Source organism: Streptomyces sp. SDr-06 (assembly GCF_003324565.1).
GTDB lineage: Bacteria > Actinomycetota > Actinomycetes > Streptomycetales > Streptomycetaceae > Streptomyces.
Map to the genome: position 1 here is coordinate 280,438 of NZ_QOLA01000006.1, position 16,316 is coordinate 296,753.

At 70.9% G+C, this 16,316-nt stretch carries 12 protein-coding genes; 2 read left to right on the plus strand and 10 right to left on the minus strand.

The features are described from left to right. Nucleotides 1–81: 81 nt before the first annotated feature. The 6 genes from DT019_RS16190 to DT019_RS16215 form a co-directional block, all read right to left on the minus strand. Nucleotides 82–474, minus strand: a complete 393-nt coding sequence (locus DT019_RS16190; RefSeq protein ID WP_147267316.1) for an SsgA family sporulation/cell division regulator — start codon at nucleotides 472–474, stop codon at nucleotides 82–84. A 139-nt stretch (nucleotides 475–613) separates the two neighbouring features. Next, nucleotides 614–1,465 carry a SigB/SigF/SigG family RNA polymerase sigma factor gene (locus DT019_RS16195; protein WP_223279595.1) on the minus strand — a complete coding sequence of 284 codons (852 nt, stop codon included), beginning with the start codon at nucleotides 1,463–1,465 and terminating at the stop codon, nucleotides 614–616. Nucleotides 1,466–1,656: 191 nt separating this feature from the next. Next, the gene (locus DT019_RS16200; protein WP_114037495.1) at nucleotides 1,657–2,067 is read right to left on the minus strand and encodes an ATP-binding protein; all 411 of its coding nucleotides are present in this window, start codon (nucleotides 2,065–2,067) and stop codon (nucleotides 1,657–1,659) included. A 138-nt stretch (nucleotides 2,068–2,205) separates the two neighbouring features. Next, nucleotides 2,206–3,699 (minus strand): SDR family oxidoreductase, encoded by a 1,494-nt coding sequence (locus DT019_RS16205; RefSeq protein ID WP_223279596.1) that lies wholly within the window; start codon nucleotides 3,697–3,699, stop codon nucleotides 2,206–2,208. 437 nt (nucleotides 3,700–4,136) lie between these two features. Next, nucleotides 4,137–6,620 carry a SpoIIE family protein phosphatase gene (locus DT019_RS16210; RefSeq protein WP_114037497.1) on the minus strand — a complete coding sequence of 828 codons (2,484 nt, stop codon included), beginning with the start codon at nucleotides 6,618–6,620 and terminating at the stop codon, nucleotides 4,137–4,139. A 45-nt stretch (nucleotides 6,621–6,665) separates the two neighbouring features. Next, on the minus strand, nucleotides 6,666–11,240 hold the full coding sequence (locus DT019_RS16215; protein WP_114037498.1) for a HAMP domain-containing protein: 4,575 nt from the start codon (nucleotides 11,238–11,240) through the stop codon (nucleotides 6,666–6,668). 256 nt (nucleotides 11,241–11,496) lie between these two features. Between DT019_RS16215 and DT019_RS16220 the strand changes: the two genes are divergently transcribed. Both DT019_RS16220 and DT019_RS16225 read left to right on the plus strand, forming a co-directional pair. Beyond that, a complete protein-coding gene (locus DT019_RS16220; RefSeq protein WP_223279581.1) occupies nucleotides 11,497–12,366 on the plus strand; it encodes an MEDS domain-containing protein in 870 nt (289 codons plus the stop codon). Beyond that, on the plus strand, nucleotides 12,363–13,322 hold the full coding sequence (locus DT019_RS16225) for a sensor histidine kinase (protein ID WP_114037500.1): 960 nt from the start codon (nucleotides 12,363–12,365) through the stop codon (nucleotides 13,320–13,322). Before DT019_RS16220 ends, DT019_RS16225 begins: the two co-directional genes overlap by 4 nt. Nucleotides 13,323–13,401: 79 nt before the next feature. On the opposite strand, the gene DT019_RS16230 is transcribed toward DT019_RS16225, so the two are convergent. From DT019_RS16230 to DT019_RS16240, 4 genes are all read right to left on the minus strand, one after another. Then, nucleotides 13,402–14,274: an ANTAR domain-containing protein gene (locus tag DT019_RS16230; RefSeq protein ID WP_114037501.1), complete on the minus strand. Its 873-nt coding sequence runs from the start codon at nucleotides 14,272–14,274 to the stop codon at nucleotides 13,402–13,404. A gap of 210 nt (nucleotides 14,275–14,484) precedes the next feature. Next, a complete protein-coding gene (locus DT019_RS39580) occupies nucleotides 14,485–15,237 on the minus strand; it encodes a DNA alkylation repair protein (RefSeq protein WP_189389624.1) in 753 nt (250 codons plus the stop codon). Continuing rightward, nucleotides 15,234–15,656, minus strand: coding sequence for an SRPBCC family protein (locus tag DT019_RS39585; protein ID WP_189389626.1), 423 nt, complete (start codon nucleotides 15,654–15,656; stop codon nucleotides 15,234–15,236). The genes DT019_RS39580 and DT019_RS39585 overlap by 4 nt, the downstream gene beginning before the upstream one ends. Nucleotides 15,657–15,668: 12 nt before the next feature. Beyond that, a complete protein-coding gene (locus DT019_RS16240) occupies nucleotides 15,669–16,130 on the minus strand; it encodes a MarR family winged helix-turn-helix transcriptional regulator (protein ID WP_189389629.1) in 462 nt (153 codons plus the stop codon). Nucleotides 16,131–16,316: the final 186 nt, after the last annotated feature.

Genomic DNA, 16,316 nt, shown 5'->3' on the forward strand with positions numbered 1-16,316 from the left:
CCCGCGTAGGAGGAGGGGTGAATGCCTGACTTCAACGGGGCCCGGTGGAAGGGGAGTTGCTCCTGGCGCCACCCCGCCGGATCAGCCCGCGGTCAGGACCTCGGTGAGGAAGGCGTCCACGTCGACCTCCTCCGCCCCCGGGGGCACGGCTTCGTAGGTCCGGTCCAGGAAGCCCCGCAAAGCGGGTTCCCAGGCGAAGAAGACCGCGCGGCCCCACACGCCGTCAAGGCCGCACCCCGCCAGTTCGATGCGGGCCTCACGCCGGTCCGCGTCGACTCGCGGGGCGATCCGTACGTCTCCGTCGCCGACCTCCTGTGTCAGGCCCCGGTCGAGCAGGTCGCGCTCGATCGTCCAGGTGACGGCGACGTCCTCCTGCAACTCGAAGCAGACCCGGATCGCGTAGGGATCCTGCTCCTCGTACAGCAACTGGGTGACCAGCGGGAGCCGCTCGGTCCCGTCGACTTCCAGATTCATGAACACGGTCTCGCACAACGAACTCACAGATCGCCTCCAGCGCTCGGGCCCGGGCCGACGGAAACTGGTCCCCCGAGGGAACCCAGAAGCGGCGGCGGGGTCCGGCCCACCTCGGAACCCCGCCGCGCCGCCGCCGCGGTCAGGCGTCTGTGAGGGGTTCCTCGGCCATCCCGGCACGGAGCTTGGCCAGGATGCGCGACAGCAGCCGGGACACCTGCATCTGCGAGACACCGAGCTCCGCACCGATCTCGGCCTGCGTCAGCTCCCGCCCGAACCGCATGCTCACGATCCGCCGCTCCCGCTCGGACAGCTCACCCATCAACGGAGCCAGCGCCGAGAGGTTCTCCACCTTCTCCATGCCCGGATCCTCCTCACCGATGAAATCGACGAACGTGCGGCTGCGGCTGTGCGCAGTCCCGCCCGTCTCTTCCGCGTCGGCGGACATGTCGAGGGAGCCGGCCGTGTAGCCGTTGGCGGCGACGAGGCCTTCGACGACCTCTTCCTCGTCCAGCTTCAGGTGGGCCGCCAGTTCGCGCACCGTCGGATCGCGGTCCAGCTCACGCGCCAGGCTCTCCTTGGCCTTGGCGATGTCGACGCGCAGCTCCTGCAAACGGCGCGGCACATGCACCGCCCACGTGGTGTCACGGAAGAACCGCTTGATCTCCCCCACGATGTACGGCACCGCGAACGACGTGAACTCCACCTCACGCGACAGCTCGAACCGGTCGATCGCCTTGATCAGACCAATGGTCCCGACCTGGACCACGTCCTCCATCTCACCGCTGCCCCGATTACGGAACCGCCCCGCGGCAAACCGCACCAACGACAGATTCATCTCAATCAGCGTATTCCGCGCGTACTGGTACTCGGGCGTGCCCTCCTCCAGCACCTGAAGCCGCTCGAAGAAAACCTTCGACAACTCCCGCGCGTCCTTCGGCGCGACCTTCCCCGCATCCTCCACCCAGGGCAACTCCTCCACCCCGGGCTCCATGGTCGTGGCCGCTGCCCGGTCCGCCTGCTCCCGTGCCGTCATCCGCGCCGCCGCCATGAGGACAACCTCCCTAGTCACCATGCTCCATCTGTCGAAGCCACCGGGTGCCCCCGACGATCCGGATCATGCATCGTGTCCCCCGAGTGGCTGAACATCACCGCATGAACCGGCTCCTGACAGTGCGTCGCCCGTCAGCGGGGCAGTGCCACGCAGACGTCCTTGCCTCCGTCGACGCACGGGATGACGGACACGCTGCGCGCGAGATGGCGGACCAGTGGCCAGCCGAAACCGCCCTCGTACCCGGTGAGGTCGGGCGGGCGCTCCCGCGGCGGATCGGGGCTGGGGTCGCGCACACTGACGTGCAGCGTGCTGCGGTCGGCGGCGAACCGCAGGGCGATGGCTCCGCCCGCGTGCCGCACCGCGTTCGTGACGAGTTCGGACACGACGAGCACCACGTTCTCGGCGTTCTCACGAGATGGCCGGGGCACCAGCGCGGAGAGGAAGGTGCGCGCCGCGTCACGGGCCTCGGCCGGGGTGGCCGGTCCTGTAGTCCGTTGGGCGGAGCCTGGCGAATGGCTGGTGCTGACAGTCGGGCGCGCCATGATCGAAACCCCCTGGGGATTTGCCCGTAGATATAGGTGTACCGAGCCTCCTGCCCCGCATCGCCTTGGCCGAACGTGTACGCTCCAGGCCGGATTCCGGCCGGTTCTGATCCCTCGCCGCCTCGGTCCGGGCGCGGTTCAGGCTTCCGGCACCGATGCCTGGGGAGATCCATCGCTGTCCGCTTCGGCGGCTTTTGCCACGTCGCGGGCCATTCCGCCGAAGACGACGGCATGGAACGGGGAGACGCTCCCCCAGTACGCGTGACCGAGCAGCCCGCGCGGATGGAACACCGCCCTCTGCCGGTAGCGGCTCCGCCGGTGTCTGTCCTCCTCGATGCCCATTTCCAGCCAGGCGAGACCGGGCAGCCTCATCTCGGCCCGCAGACGCAGGAGTCGGCCGGGCACGAGCTCCTCGACCCGCCAGAAATCCAGCGAGTCGCCGACCCGCAGCCGGCGCGCGTCACGGCGTCCGCGCCGAAGTCCGACGCCGCCCGCGAGCCGGTCGAGCCAGCCGTGCGTCGCCCAGGCCAACGGGAAGGAGTACCAGCCGTGTTCACCGCCGATCCCTTCGACCACCCGCCACAGCGCCGCGGCCGGAGCCTCGACATCACGCTCGCGGACGTCGGTGTAGAGGCTGCCACCTGCCCAGTCGGGGTCGCTGGGCAACGGGTCGCTGGGGGCGCCGGGCACGGAGGCGTTCGACCAGCGCGTCGCGACCTGGGCCTCACGCACCCGCCGCAGAGCGAGTTCGAGGGCCTCGTCGAAGCCGAGCGGAGCGCCTGGTTCGTCGGGCACGTACTGGACGATGTCGCGTTCGCCGCAGACCACTTCGTAGCGCAAGGACTCCGCCAGTGGCCGGGCGACCGACGGCGGCTCCGGGGTGACCAGGCCGATCCAGTGGCTGGACAGTCCGGGGCTGAGCATCGGCACGGGCAGGATCAGCCGGTGCCGCAGACCGGCGACCTTCGCGTACCGCTCCATCATGTCCCGGTACGTCATGACGTCGGGGCTCCCGATGCCGAAGGCCCGGTTGAACTCCTGGGGCATCCCGGCACCGGCCACCAGGTACCGCAGCACGTCGCGGATGGCGATCGGCTGGATGCGGGTCGCGACCCAGCTGGGGGTCACCATCACCGGCAGGCGCTCGGTCAGATAGCGCAGCATCTCGAAGGAGGCCGAGCCCGAACCGATGACGACGGCCGCGCGCAGCACGGTCGCCGGCACCGGGGAGGCGAGGAAGATCTCGCCCACCTCGGCGCGCGAGCGCAGATGGGGTGACAGGTCCTGCACGGGCACGCCGGGCGGGGTGAGCCCGCCGAGGTAGACGATGCGCCGCACACCGGCCTCGGCGGCCGCGTCGGCGAAGAGGTGGGCGGCGCGGCGGTCGGTCTCCTCGAAATCGGCCCCCGAACCGAGCGCGTGCACCAGGTAGTACGCGACGTCCATGCCGCGCAGCGCGTCCGCCACGGAGTCCGGGTCGGTGACGTCGCCGCGCACCACCTCGACCCGTGGGGCCCACGGCTGGTCGCGGAGCTTGTCGGGCGACCGTGCCAGGCAGCGCACGCGATGGCCCGCCTCAAGGAGCTCGGGCACCAGTCGGCCGCCCACGTACCCCGTGGCGCCGGTCACCAGGCAGGCGAACTGCCCCGGTCGCCGTCTCGTCCCGTCCGCTGCGTCCTCTGGGCACCCGCTCTCCGTACGGGCGCCCCGCCGCCGGTACCGGACCGTACGCCGGGCACGAGGGCGCCGCTGTCGACGAGTACACCGTGACATCCGCTCCCCCGTCAGGGCCGGACACCACGCTGAGGCCGGTGACGAGGAGCCGGGGCGGGCCGGCGGCCGGCCCGGCGTCCCGGCGCGACCGGCCCTTCGGCTGGGCACGGGCCGACTTCACCGGTGTTGCGCAGATCACATGCATGACATCGCGGGGTGGGGGCACTCGACTGGCAAGCCCCCTCAGGGCCAGGCGCCCCCCGACCTGGTCCGGGCTCGCGGCCCCGGCATCCACCCCCCTCTCCCGGATGCGCGGGGCCGCACCATGTCCGGCCGTCCGCCGGGTACGGCGCCCGTCACCGCACGGTGACCCCGATCAGACACGTGTCGTCGTCCGTGTCCGCGTTGGTGTAGCGCAGCAGGTGGTCGAGCCGGTCCTCGAGGTGGCTGCCCCCGCCCAACAGGCCGGGATTCCCCGCGACTTGGAGCAGGCCCTCCAGGGAGTCCTGCACCGACCGGTCACGCCGTTCGATCAGCCCGTCCGTGTACATCAACAGGGTGTCGCCGGTCTCCAGTTGGGTCCGCCCCTCCTCGTACCGGGCCTGGCTGGTGGCTCCGAGGAGGATTCCGTCGAGCTTGGGCAGGGCGCCGGCCTGACCGTCCCGCAGCAGGACGGGCGGCAGGTGTCCGGCCCTGGCCCAGCGCAGTTGACGCGAGTCCGGGTCGTAGAGGCCGCAGACCGCGGTCGCCGTCACGTGGTCGGTGAGGTGGTGGGTGACGGTGTTGAGCCAGGCCAGGAGCTGCGCGGGGCCGGCGCCGGTGGTGGCGAGGCCGCGCAACGCGTTGCGGAGGGCGACCATGCCGGTGGCCGCCTCGATGCCGTGCCCGGCCACGTCGCCCACGCACAGGAGCACCTGCCCCGAGGGCAGCGCCACGGCGTCGTACCAGTCGCCGCCGACCAGGTGGTCCTTCTCGGCGGGCCGGTAGCGGACGGCCACGCTCAGGTTGTGCAGGTCCACGGGGCCGTGGCTGGGCGGCATGATGGCGTGCTGCAGGCGGAGCGCGAGCCGGTTGCGTTCGGCCGTCTCCTGCTGGCTCTGGGCGAGTTGGTCGCGGGTCGCCGCGAGGGCGACCTCGGTCCAGTGCTGGGCGGAGACGTCCTGGTAGGCGCCGCGCACCGCGGTGACCCGGGCGTTGTCGTCGAGTACGGGTTCGGCGACCACCCGGATGTGCCGGGGCACGCTGTCGGCGCGCTGGAGCCTGAAGGCGGTGGAGGCGGGCCGCTGGTGGTGCAGCAACGAGCGCAGGAACCGGCCGAGGGAGTGGGCGTCGTCGGGGTGGACGTGCGCGGCCAGCTGATCCAGGGGGATCGGCTGGGCGGTGGGCGCCAGGCCGTGCAGGTCGAAGAGGGTCTCATTCCAGGCGATCTCGCCGGTGAGGAGGTTCTCCTCGAACCCGCCGATCCGGCCCAGGCGTTGGGCGTGCTGCAACAGGCTGGCGACCTTCGGGGCCCCCTCGTCCAGGCGCCAGACCACCAGGACATGGGTTCCCTGGCGGCTGACGCTGACCTGCGCCTGCGTGGCCAGCGAGACGGTGTCGACGACGGCGGCGAGCCGCATGCGCTCGGCACGGAAGGGCTCACCGGTGGCCAGGACGTGCTCCACCTTGTCGAAGAGGCCGCCCGGCTCGGCCGCCAGCGGGTAGGCGTCCAGGAGCCGGGCGCCCGCGATCAGGTTCCGCGGTCGGCCGGCGAAGTCGACGAAGCTCGGATTGACGTGCCGGATCAGGAAGTCGGCGGGCGTGTCCGCCGAGTCGAGGAGGGGCTCAAGGACGAGACAGGGGTCGTTGAGCCCGTCGGTGAGGTCGAGCAGTTCGGTCAGCCGGGGATCGGCGGGCGGGCTGGTGCGGGGGCCGGGATCGGGCAGCGGATGGGTCTCCAGTGCCACCGCGCACAATTCGGCCAGCACCTGCACCTGCCGCTCGACGGACTGCGACTGGTCGGGCAGCGTGTCGTGCCAGCAGATTTCGAGTACGCCGATGATGCGCCCGCCAGTACCGGCGGGGACCGCGATGCGGCCGCCACCCAGTTCCCGCAGGCCGATGGACGGCAGCGCCGCCTCGGCGAGCGTGTCGTAGCTCGTGACGGCCCGGTTGTCGAGGGCGCGGCGGGCAGGCGTGGGCACGCCGGGCGGCACATGGCACCAGCGGGCCGCCTCCCCGTCCGCGAAACCGGCGCTCCCGGCCAGGGACAGGGACTGGTCGGCGTTGGCCGCCCAGATCGCCACGGCGACCGCGCCCAGCGGCGCCAGCGCGTGCTGGAGGATCGACTGGGCCACGGCCTGCGCGTCGCCCGCCGCCAGGGCGCCCGCCTCCACGCTGCGCAGGCGCAGGCCCACGGAGGCCTTGGCGGGGAGGTGCGCTTCGGCGACGAAGTCGCGGGCGACGTCGGCGATCTTGTCGCGGGTCGCCTGGTTGACGAGGTCGGCGGCCAGTTCCAGCGTGGAGAGCCCCGCCTGCGCGGCCAGGTTCTCGAGTTGCGCGGCGGCTTCGGTGGGACTGCAGGTCAGGCGCTCGACCAGGATTCCGCTTGCCAGCTCGACCAGCGCGCGGCCTTCCGCCTCGGCGTGTGCGCGCCGGAGTTGGTGGCGCAGCCGGTGCACCGTGTCCGCGAGCCGGCCGACGGCGACGGCGTCGCCGGGCACCGAGGGGGCCGGGCCCGCCACCTCGCCCTCGGGCCGACGGCCGGAGGGCAGGGCCGGCGGCTGCGCCGGTATGGGGTGACCCGGCTGGAGGCCCTGGCCACTGCCCTGTTCGCCCCGGGGCCGATGGGACCTGGACACAAGCTCGCTCCTCAGGAGGTGGACGTTCGGTGACGCGGGGTGCCGTCAGGCGCTCAACTGCCGCTTGATGCGTGCGACCAGTTCGTGCGCGTCCACTGGCTTGGTGACGTAGTCGCTGGCGCCGGAGGCCAGACTCTTGTCCCGGTCGCCGATCATCGCCTTGGCGGTCACGGCGATGATCGGCAGCTCGGCGTGCTCGGGCATGGCACGGATGGCCGCAGTGGCCGTGTACCCATCCATCTCCGGCATCATCACGTCCATCAGGATCAGATCGATCCGGGGATGGGCGGCGAGCGTGTCGAGGGCGACCCTGCCGTTCTCGGCCTGCAGGACGGCCATGCCGTGCAGTTCGAGGATCCCGGTGATGGCGTACAGGTTGCGGTCGTCGTCATCCACCACCAGGACCGTGTGGCCGGCGAGCGACTTGTCGATGGTGGGGCTGACCACGGTCGGCTCGTCGGCCCGCACCAGCGGGAGCACGTCGCCGGGCTGGTCCGCGCTCAGGTGCAACGCGATGCGCTCGCGCAGTTCGTCGAGGCTGGAGATGAGCTCCAACGGCTGCGAGGCCGCCCGCTGCTGGAGGGCGAGCTCCTGGTCCGAGCCGAGCCGCCGGTTGTTGTGGGCGAGCACCGGCACACCGCGCAGCGCGGCGTCATGGGCCATGTCCTCCAGGAACCGCAGCGCCGCGTCGTCGGGCAGGTCCAGCTCCAGGACCACGCAGTGGCAGGGCGTCGACGCCAGCGCCGCCGCTGCCTCATTGACCCCGACGGCCGCGGTGATCTCCACCGGTCCGCGGGGATCGCCGAGGTCGGGGTGGGCGGCCAGATCGCGGACGGCGCTCTCGGCGACCAGCGACAGCAGGCCGCGCGAGCGCTCCTCGACGACCAGCAGCCGCTTGGGCTGCACGACGTCCGGGGCGGGCGCGACCTGGTAGCGCGGATCGGGCTCGGCGGCGGCCTCCTCCTGCGGTGCGGCGGCCGGAAGGTGGCCGCTCTGCGCGTCGAGCTCCGCGTAGTCCGGCCGGGCGACCGGCAGGTAGAACGTGAAGGTGCTGCCCCGGCCCAGAGTGCTCTCGGCCGTGATCGCACCGCCGAGCAGGAAGGCGATCTCCCGGCTGATCGACAGGCCGAGGCCCGTGCCGCCGTACTTGCGGCTCATCGTGCCGTCAGCCTGCTGGAAGGCGCCGAAGACGGTTTCCAGGTGCTCCGGTGCGATGCCGATGCCGGTGTCCACCACGTGGAAGGCGATCACGGGGCCGCCGCGCCGGGCGGCCTCGGGCGCGAGCTGTTCGGAGAGCAGCTCGATCCGCAGCTCGACTCCGCCCTTCTCGGTGAACTTCACGGCGTTGGAGAGCAGGTTGCGCAGTACCTGGCGCAGCCGGTAGTCGTCGGTGAGCAGTTCGGTGGGCAGCGTGTCGGCGGTCTTCACCGTGAAGGTCAGGCTCTTCTGGCTGGTGACCGGCCGGAAGGTGGCCTCGATGTAGTCGAGCAGCTTGCGCAGCGAGATCTGCTCGGGGTTGACGTCCATCTTGCCCGCCTCGACCTTGGACAGGTCGAGGATGTCGTTGATCAGCTGGAGCAGGTCGGAGCCGGCCGAGTGGATGATGCCGGCGTACTCGACCTGCTTGGGGGTGAGGTTGCGGCCCGGGTTCTGGGCGAGCAACTGGGCCAGGATCAGCAGGCTGTTGAGCGGGGTGCGCAGCTCGTGGCTCATGTTGGCCAGGAACTCCGACTTGTACGTGGAGGCCAGCGAGAGCTGGTGCGCACGGTCCTCCAGCTCCTGCCGGGCCTGCTCGATCTCCAGGTTCTTCGTCTCGATGTCACGGTTCTGCGCGACGAGGAGTTCCGCCTTCTCCTCCAACTCTGCGTTGGAGGACTGGAGTTCCTCCTGACGGGCCTGCAACTCCTGGGAACGGGTCTGCAGTTCCGCCGTCAGGCGCTGCGACTCGTCGAGCAGCTCGTCGGTGCGGGCATTGGCGATGATGGTGTTGACGTTCACGCCGATGGCTTCCATGAGCTGTTCGAGGAAGTCGCGGTGGATGGGGGTGAAGGCGTGCACGGTGGCGAGTTCGATGACGCCGAGCACCTGCTCCTCGACGACGATGGGCAGGACCAGCAGGCAGACGGGTTCGGTGCTGCCCAGGCCCGAGGAGACCGACACGTAGCCGGGCGGGAGGTCGTCGACGGCGATGGTCCGCCTGCTGCGGGCGGCCTGCCCCACGAAGGACTGACCGAGTTTGAAACGAGCCCCCGGCGCGCCGTCCGGCCACGCGTACGAGCCGATGAGGTTGAGGTAGACCCCGTCCGGCGTCTCGTCGGCCAGGTAGAAGGCGCCGTACTGGGCGGAGACGAGCGGGGTGAGCTCGTCCATGATGAGCTCGGCGACGACGGCGAGGTCGCGGCGGCCCTGCATCAGGCCGGAGATCCGTGCCAGGTTGGACTTGAGCCAGTCCTGTTCCTCGTTGGCCCGGGTGGTCTCGCGCAGCGACTCCACCATGAAGTTGATGTTGTCCTTGAGGTCGGCCACCTCGCCGGAGGCGTCCACGGTGATGGAGCGGGTGAGGTCGCCCTCGGCGACGGCGCCGGTGACCTCGGCGATGGCGCGGACCTGGCGGGTGAGGTTTCCGGCGAGCTCGTTGACGTTCTCGGTCAGGCGCTTCCAGGTGCCGGAGACGCCTTCGACCTCGGCCTGGCCGCCGAGCCGTCCTTCGCTGCCGACCTCGCGGGCGACGCGGGTGACTTCGGCGGCGAACGAGGAGAGCTGGTCGACCATCGTGTTGATGGTGGTCTTGAGTTCCAGGATCTCGCCGCGGGCGTCCACGTCGATCTTGCGGGTCAGGTCGCCCTGCGCGACGGCCGTGGTGACCTGGGCGATGTTGCGGACCTGGCTGGTCAGGTTGTGCGCCATGAAGTTGACGTTGTCGGTGAGGTCCTTCCACGTACCGGCGACGTTCGGCACCCGGGCCTGGCCGCCGAGGGTCCCTTCGGTGCCGACCTCACGGGCCACGCGCGTGACCTCGTCCGCGAACGCGGACAGGGTGTCGACCATCGTGTTGATGACGCCCGCCAGGGCGGCGACCTCGCCCTTGGCCTCGACGTTGATCTTCTGCGAGAGGTCGCCCCGGGCGACGGCGGTGGCCACCTGGGCGATCGAACGGACCTGACCCGTGAGGTTGGACGCCATCACGTTGACGTTGTCGGTGAGGTCCTTCCACGTACCCGACACACCTCGCACCGTGGCCTGGCCGCCCAGATTGCCCTCGGTGCCGACCTCCCGGGCCACGCGGGTGACCTCGTCGGCGAACCCGCCGAGCTGGTCGACCATCGTGTTGATGGTCTCCTTGAGCTCCAGGATCTCGCCCCGTGCGTCCACCCTGATCTTCTGCGACAGGTCTCCCTTGGCGACGGCCGTCGTCACCTCGGCGATGGAGCGGACCTGCGCGGTGAGGTTGTCGGCCATCACGTTGACCGACTCGGTCAGGTCCCGCCACGTGCCGGAGACGTCGCGGACGTCCGCCTGGCCGCCCAGCCGGCCTTCGGTGCCGACCTCCCGGGCGACCCGGGTGACCTCCTCGGCGAACGAGGAGAGCTGGTCGACCATCGTGTTGATGGTGTCCTTCAGCTCCAGGACCTCGCCGCGGGCGGTGACCGTGATCTTCTGCGACAGGTCGCCCTTCGCCACGGCGGTGGCGACCTGGGCGATCGAGCGGACCTGGGCGGTGAGGTTGCCCGCCATGAAGTTGACGGAGTCGGTCAGATCCCGCCAGGTGCCGGAGACGCCCTTGACGTCGGCCTGCCCGCCGAGGATCCCCTCGGTGCCCACCTCCCGGGCCATCCGCGTCACCTCGTCGGCGAATGCGGACAACTGGTCCACCATCGTGTTGACGGTGTTTTTCAACTCCAGGATCTCGCCCCGCGCATCCACGGTGATCTTCTGCGACAGGTCGCCCCGGGCCACGGCCGTGGTCACCTGGGCGATGTTGCGGACCTGATCCGTCAGGTTTCCGGCCATGAAGTTGACCGAATCCGTCAGGTCCCGCCAGGTGCCGCCCACGCCGGGGACCTGCGCCTGACCGCCCAGGCGCCCCTCGCTGCCCACTTCCCGGGCGACGCGGGTCACTTCGTCGGCGAAGGAGGACAACTGGTCGACCATCGTGTTGACGGTGTTCTTCAACTCCAGGATCTCGCCGCGGGCCGCCACGTCGATCTTCTGCGACAGGTCGCCCTGGGCCACGGCGGTGGCCACCTGAGCGATGTCCCGGACCTGCGTGGTGAGGTTGCCGGCCATGGCGTTGACCGAGTCGGTCAGGTCCTTCCAGGTGCCGGAGACGCCGGGCACCTCGGCCTGCCCGCCGAGCCTTCCCTCGGTGCCGACCTCCCGGGCCACCCGGGTCACCTCGGACGTGAACAGCGAGAGCTGCTCGACCATCCCGTTGAAGACCGTGGCGATCTCGCCGAGCAGCCCGTCCGTCTCGGCGGGCAGTTGGGTGCCGAAGTCTCCGTCCCGCACCGCGGTCAGACCCGCGAGCAGTCGGCGCAGCTCCGACTCTCCGGCCTGCGCCGGCCCCGCCGTCTGCGATGCCCGCTGCTGAGCAACGCTGGGTTTCGGTGAGCCAGCCATCGAACTTCGCCTCCGTCGTACGCCAGGCCAATGGCCCGCCATCCTCGCCCGGTTGGTGCGGTCACCACCGCCGGGTCCCTCACAAGATCCACACCGCGTGTACACGCACCGCCGAGGAGGTTATCCCACTGGTCCCTGCCCCATGCCCGGCGGACGGAACGCACATGACCAGGCATACTCCGGAGCGCGCCTCACTCCGCACCGGCTAGGCTCGGCACCGCTCACCCCCAGTCCCAACGCCGCGAAGGGAGTTCCCGTGCCCGCAGCCCACGGCCCCGCCATACCGGACACTCGCGGTGAACATGCCTTCTTCGCGTACGACGACGACACCGACCGGGCCGAGACCGTGGTGCGCTGCGTGCGCACGGGCCTCGAAAGCGGCCGCCGCGTCCTGTGCACCATCGACGGTTCGGCGCCGGATCTGCTGCACGACGTGCTGGGGCGGAGCGGCATGGACATGAGCGCCGCGCTGGAGAGCGGACAGCTGCGCGTGGTCCCGTCGGACGCGCTCTTCCTCCACTGCCTTCCCTTCGATCCCGACCAGGTCATCCCCCTGGTGCGCACGGCGTGCGCCGAGGCGCTGGCCGACGGGTACACCGGGCTGACGATCATCGGCGAGAAATCCTGGTGCGCCCGTGAGATCCCTGGAGCCGAGCGGCTTCTGGAGTACGAACTCCGCCTGGACCGCGAGGTGTACGCGGATCTGCCGGTGACGGGGCTGTGCATGTTCGACCGCCGGGTCGTGCCCGCCGGAACGACAGGGCTTCTGAGCGGAGCGCACCACGCCCACGCACCGGCCTCGGATTTCTTCGAGCCGCTGCCCTTCGCCGTCACCCCGCTGCGCGACCGCGCGGGCGCCCGCCTCACCGGCAGCGCCGACCTCGACAGCCGGTCGTCCCTCACCGAAGCGCTGGCCGCGCTGACCGGGATCCCCGGCGCGACACTCCAACTCGACCTGTCCCGTGCGACGTTCCTCGACACCGAGGCGGTCGCCGCCCTTGTCGACGCGACGCACCGGCTGCGCCGTCAGGGGCGGCGCCTGCTGCTCCACGAGCCGCCATACTCACTGCGGAAGGTGGCCCAGTTGTTCCCGGACGAGTGCGCCGCGTTGGAGGTGCCGTCATGACCACCGCCATCACCGCGGGCCCCGGCAAAGAACCGTTCTTCCATCCCGCGCTCTTCTACAGGGACCTCGACGAGTACGTGCGGGAGACGGGCACCTTCGTCCGCGGCGCCCTCGAAGCCGAGGAGCCGGTCTTCGTCGCCGTTCCCGGGCCCCGCCTCGACGCCCTGCGCCAGGACCTCGGGGCGGACGGCGCCGCCGTCGACTTCGCGGACATGACCGAACTGGGCCGCAACCCCGGCCGTATTCTGGCCGCCCTTCAGGGCTTCGCCGACGCCCACCCGGGGTGGGCGGTGCGCATCATAGGGGAGCCCATCTGGGCGGGCCGTTCACCGGCCGAGATCGTGGAGGCGACCCGGCACGAGGCCCTGATCAACACCGCGTTCACCGGCCGTACGGCCAGCATTCTGTGCCCGTACGACACGAGCGCCCTCCCGCCCGCGGTGGTCGCCGACGCCAGACGCACGCACCCCACCCTGATCGAGGACGGTCACACCCGGTCCAGTTCCGCCTACACCTCGGCCGACGTGGTGTGCGCCGGCTGCGATGTGCCGCTGCCGGAACCGGACGCGCCCGCGGTTCGCCTGGAGTACACCGCCGGCGAGCTGGGCCAGGTGCGGGAAGAGGCCGACGCGTGGGCCCGGCGTACGCCCCTGGACCAGCGGCGGCGCGACGACCTCGTCATCGCCATCAGCGAGGCCGCCGCCAACTCCATTGCCCACGGTGGCGGAAGCGGCACCCTGCGCCTGTGGTGGGCCCACTCCGGTACGGCGGTGGCGGAGCTCCGCGACAGCGGCCGACTGACCAACCCCCTGGCCGGACGCAGCCGCCCCACCCTCACATCGAGCAATGGCGGCCGCGGCCTGTGGATGATCCACCAGCTCTGCGACCTCGTCGAGGTCCGCGCCCACCACACCGGCCTCACCCTGCGCCTGCACATGTCCACTGCCACGGCCTGAAGCGCCTGGACATGAAGGGGCGAGGCTCCGCCTCTTCCCTCCCCCATGTCGTGCGTCACCACCCGGTGCCGCTCGGGGGTCAGGGGCGGCGGGTCTCGGGTATGGCGGCGGGGTCGCGGGCGATCGCGTGGAGGTGTTCCAGCGCGTCCGCGACAATGGTGCGCCGGTGCCACGCCAACCACGCGCCGGCCTGCTGTCCGGTCTGTTCGAGCGCTTTGAGCTGCGCCGGGTGCAGGTCCTGGATGGGCCGCTCCAGATGGGCCGAGACCATGCCGACGCAGGTCCCCTCTGCGGTGACCAGTGGCACACTGTGGCACGCGCGGCTGCCTGCCTCCAGGATCGCCTGGCGCGCCGCCGAGGTGAAGACCGGGTCGGTGGCGACATCGTGCACCGTGGTCTGCGCGAGCTCCGCGGCCGCCTTCGCGCAGGATGTCCCCTGGTCGCCGACCACGGCGAAGAAGTCGACGAAATCGGCGCTCAGGCCGGTGTGCTTCTCGATGCGCAGAGCCCGCTCGGCACGGTCGGCCAACTGGACGTTGCCCATCGGGGTGTTGGTGATCGCCAGCGTCTGGGTCAGGACCGCGCTCAGCACCTCGCTGTGGTGGGCGCGCCCGGCCCCGTCCAGCCCCAGCATGTCCAGCGGCGGGGCGCCCCGCCGGGTCCGGCCCGGGAACCACAGCGCCCGGCCGGGCTCCGGCCGGGGAAACGTGAGCACGGCCTCGGCCACGGTCCGGAGCTTGATGTTGAAGCGCTGCGAGGCCTGCTGCATCAACGCGAACGCGGCCTCGGGCCCGCGCAGGCGGTAGCGCTCCGTCAACACTCCCTGCGCCTGGGCGATCAACGCCCGCGACCGGACCTTGGCACGCAGCTCCCGCACCTCCTGGCGCAGCCGCTCTCTCTCCGCAGCCGCGTCGTCCGCGTCGGGCTCGGGTCTACCGAGCGCATCGGTCATCGCACTTGCTCCCGCATTCGCCGTCCGACAAGTCCGCAGGCCCTCGCATCCAGAAGGCAGGCCGAAACAACATACTCGGTGCGCATGGGTGGGCCGGCCTCGGCCCTTACAAACCTCATAGCGCGCATATCGCCGGTAAACCCGCCGACACTTGTGAGCTCGTGTGCCCGATCCGGCTGTCGGGACACCCGAACCGGGCGCCTGGCGGCGTCAGTTGCCGTGGGCGCGGCGGTAGGCGTCCAGCAGGCGGGTCCGATCCGCGTCCCCGAGGCGGCGGACCGCTTCGCGCAGAGTGACGCCGGAGATGCGGTCGATGCGGGGTTCCACCCACGCGGTCACGAAGCGACTGTCACGGCGGCTGGTCTCGCGCAGCACCCAGCCGATGGCTTTTCGAATGAAGAACTCCGTCTCGTCCACCATGGCGTCCGCGTACGAGCCCAGTCGCTTCAGGTCGGGCTCGGCGGCGCGGATGCCGGGAATCAGGGCGAGGAGGGCCGAACGGCGGAGCCAGAAGTCCGTGTCAACGGCCCAGCGGTCGAGGGCGACCCCGGCCGCTTCCCCGTTCTGGAGCATGATCGCGCCAGCCGCGTGGATGGCAAGGGTGTCCACCAGGGCCCAGGTGTGAGCGGCTCGCACCATCGCTTCCACCGTCACGAGGTCAGCGGGGGTGAGGAGGGCCGCGTCGTGGGTGAGGAGGTGGACGGCCGCCTGCCGGTGTTCGTAGACACTGCTGGTCCACAGCAGATCGGCCAGGGCCAGGGCGTCCGCTCGGGTGGGCGGTGGCAGGCGGCGGCGGGTGGCATTGACGGCGCGCCGCAGGTCCGGGATGGCTACGCCCAGGTGGACGAGGTCGCTGCGGAGATAGTCGCGGTCCCAGGCGGCGCGCCGAGGAGTGCCGAGGCGGGCGAGCTGCTCGGTGAGCTGGTCGGCCGCCTCGGCGAGTCGGGCGTGGGACAGGCTCACGCGCCGGTTTCCATGAGGCGCTTGAGGGTGGCGAGCTCGGTGTCGACGAGAGCGACCTGCTGGTCGAAGTAGGCATCGGTGAAGGCCGGCGGCTGGAAGAAGGTCATCATGAACTCGCAGCCGGAGCCGTTGGCCACGACGCGGGCCGGGACCTGCCAGGATGCCTGGTCCTCGACGTAGTCGTGATCGAGGATGCCGAATTCGGCGTTTCCACAGATGCGGAGCTTGGCGGGGCCGTGCGGGGTGGCCATCAGCCACCAGTCCGGGTCGTCGGTGGCCTCGATCGCCTTGACGTTGACGATCGCCCAGGCCGGCCAGTTGGCCGCGTCGGCGAGAAAGGCGACGACGTCGGCGACGGGGCGCTCGATGGTGACGGTCTTGGTGACCGAGCGTGCGGCGGTGGGGGTGGTGGTGCTCATGGTGGTGCCCTCTCAGGGGGTCGGCGGTGCCGGGGGCTCTGGGTGGGCCTCGCCAATCAGGCGGCGTATCCAGTCCTCCAGCTGGCGGCGCTGGACCGGGTCGAGGCCGGCGAAGAAATGAGCGTCGTTGCGGTCTGCGATCTCGGCCAGTCGGGGGGCCAGATCGCGGCCGGTGTCCGTGAGTGCCAGCCGCAGCGTGCGGCGGGAGGCGGGGTCCGGTTCGCGGGTCATCAGCTCCTTGGCAGCCAGCCGGTCGACCAGGCGGGAGACCGCGCCGGCGTCGATGTCCAGGTACCGGGCCACCTCCCGGGTGGTGATGGCGTCGCCACGGTGCACGGTGATCAGCACGGCCCACTGGGAGACGGTCACGCCGTGCTTGGCGAGTTCTCTTTCGAACCGGCTGTGGACTTCGTCGGAGAGCCGGCGGAGCCAATATCCGAGGTGGTCACGCAAGCCGCTGGTTGAAGCTGTCACCCCTCCAGCATGAGTGACTGGACAACTGTTGTCAAGACAACACTGAGCTCGCGTCCGCTCAGGCATGGACCAGTTGATGAACAAGATCAGAACTTCTGTGCGCAGCCGGAACGGCGCCGGCTCATGCGCGAGGAACCGTGGGCGGGCTCGACCGCCTCCAGCCCGGGGACTCCCTCGCCGTCCCGC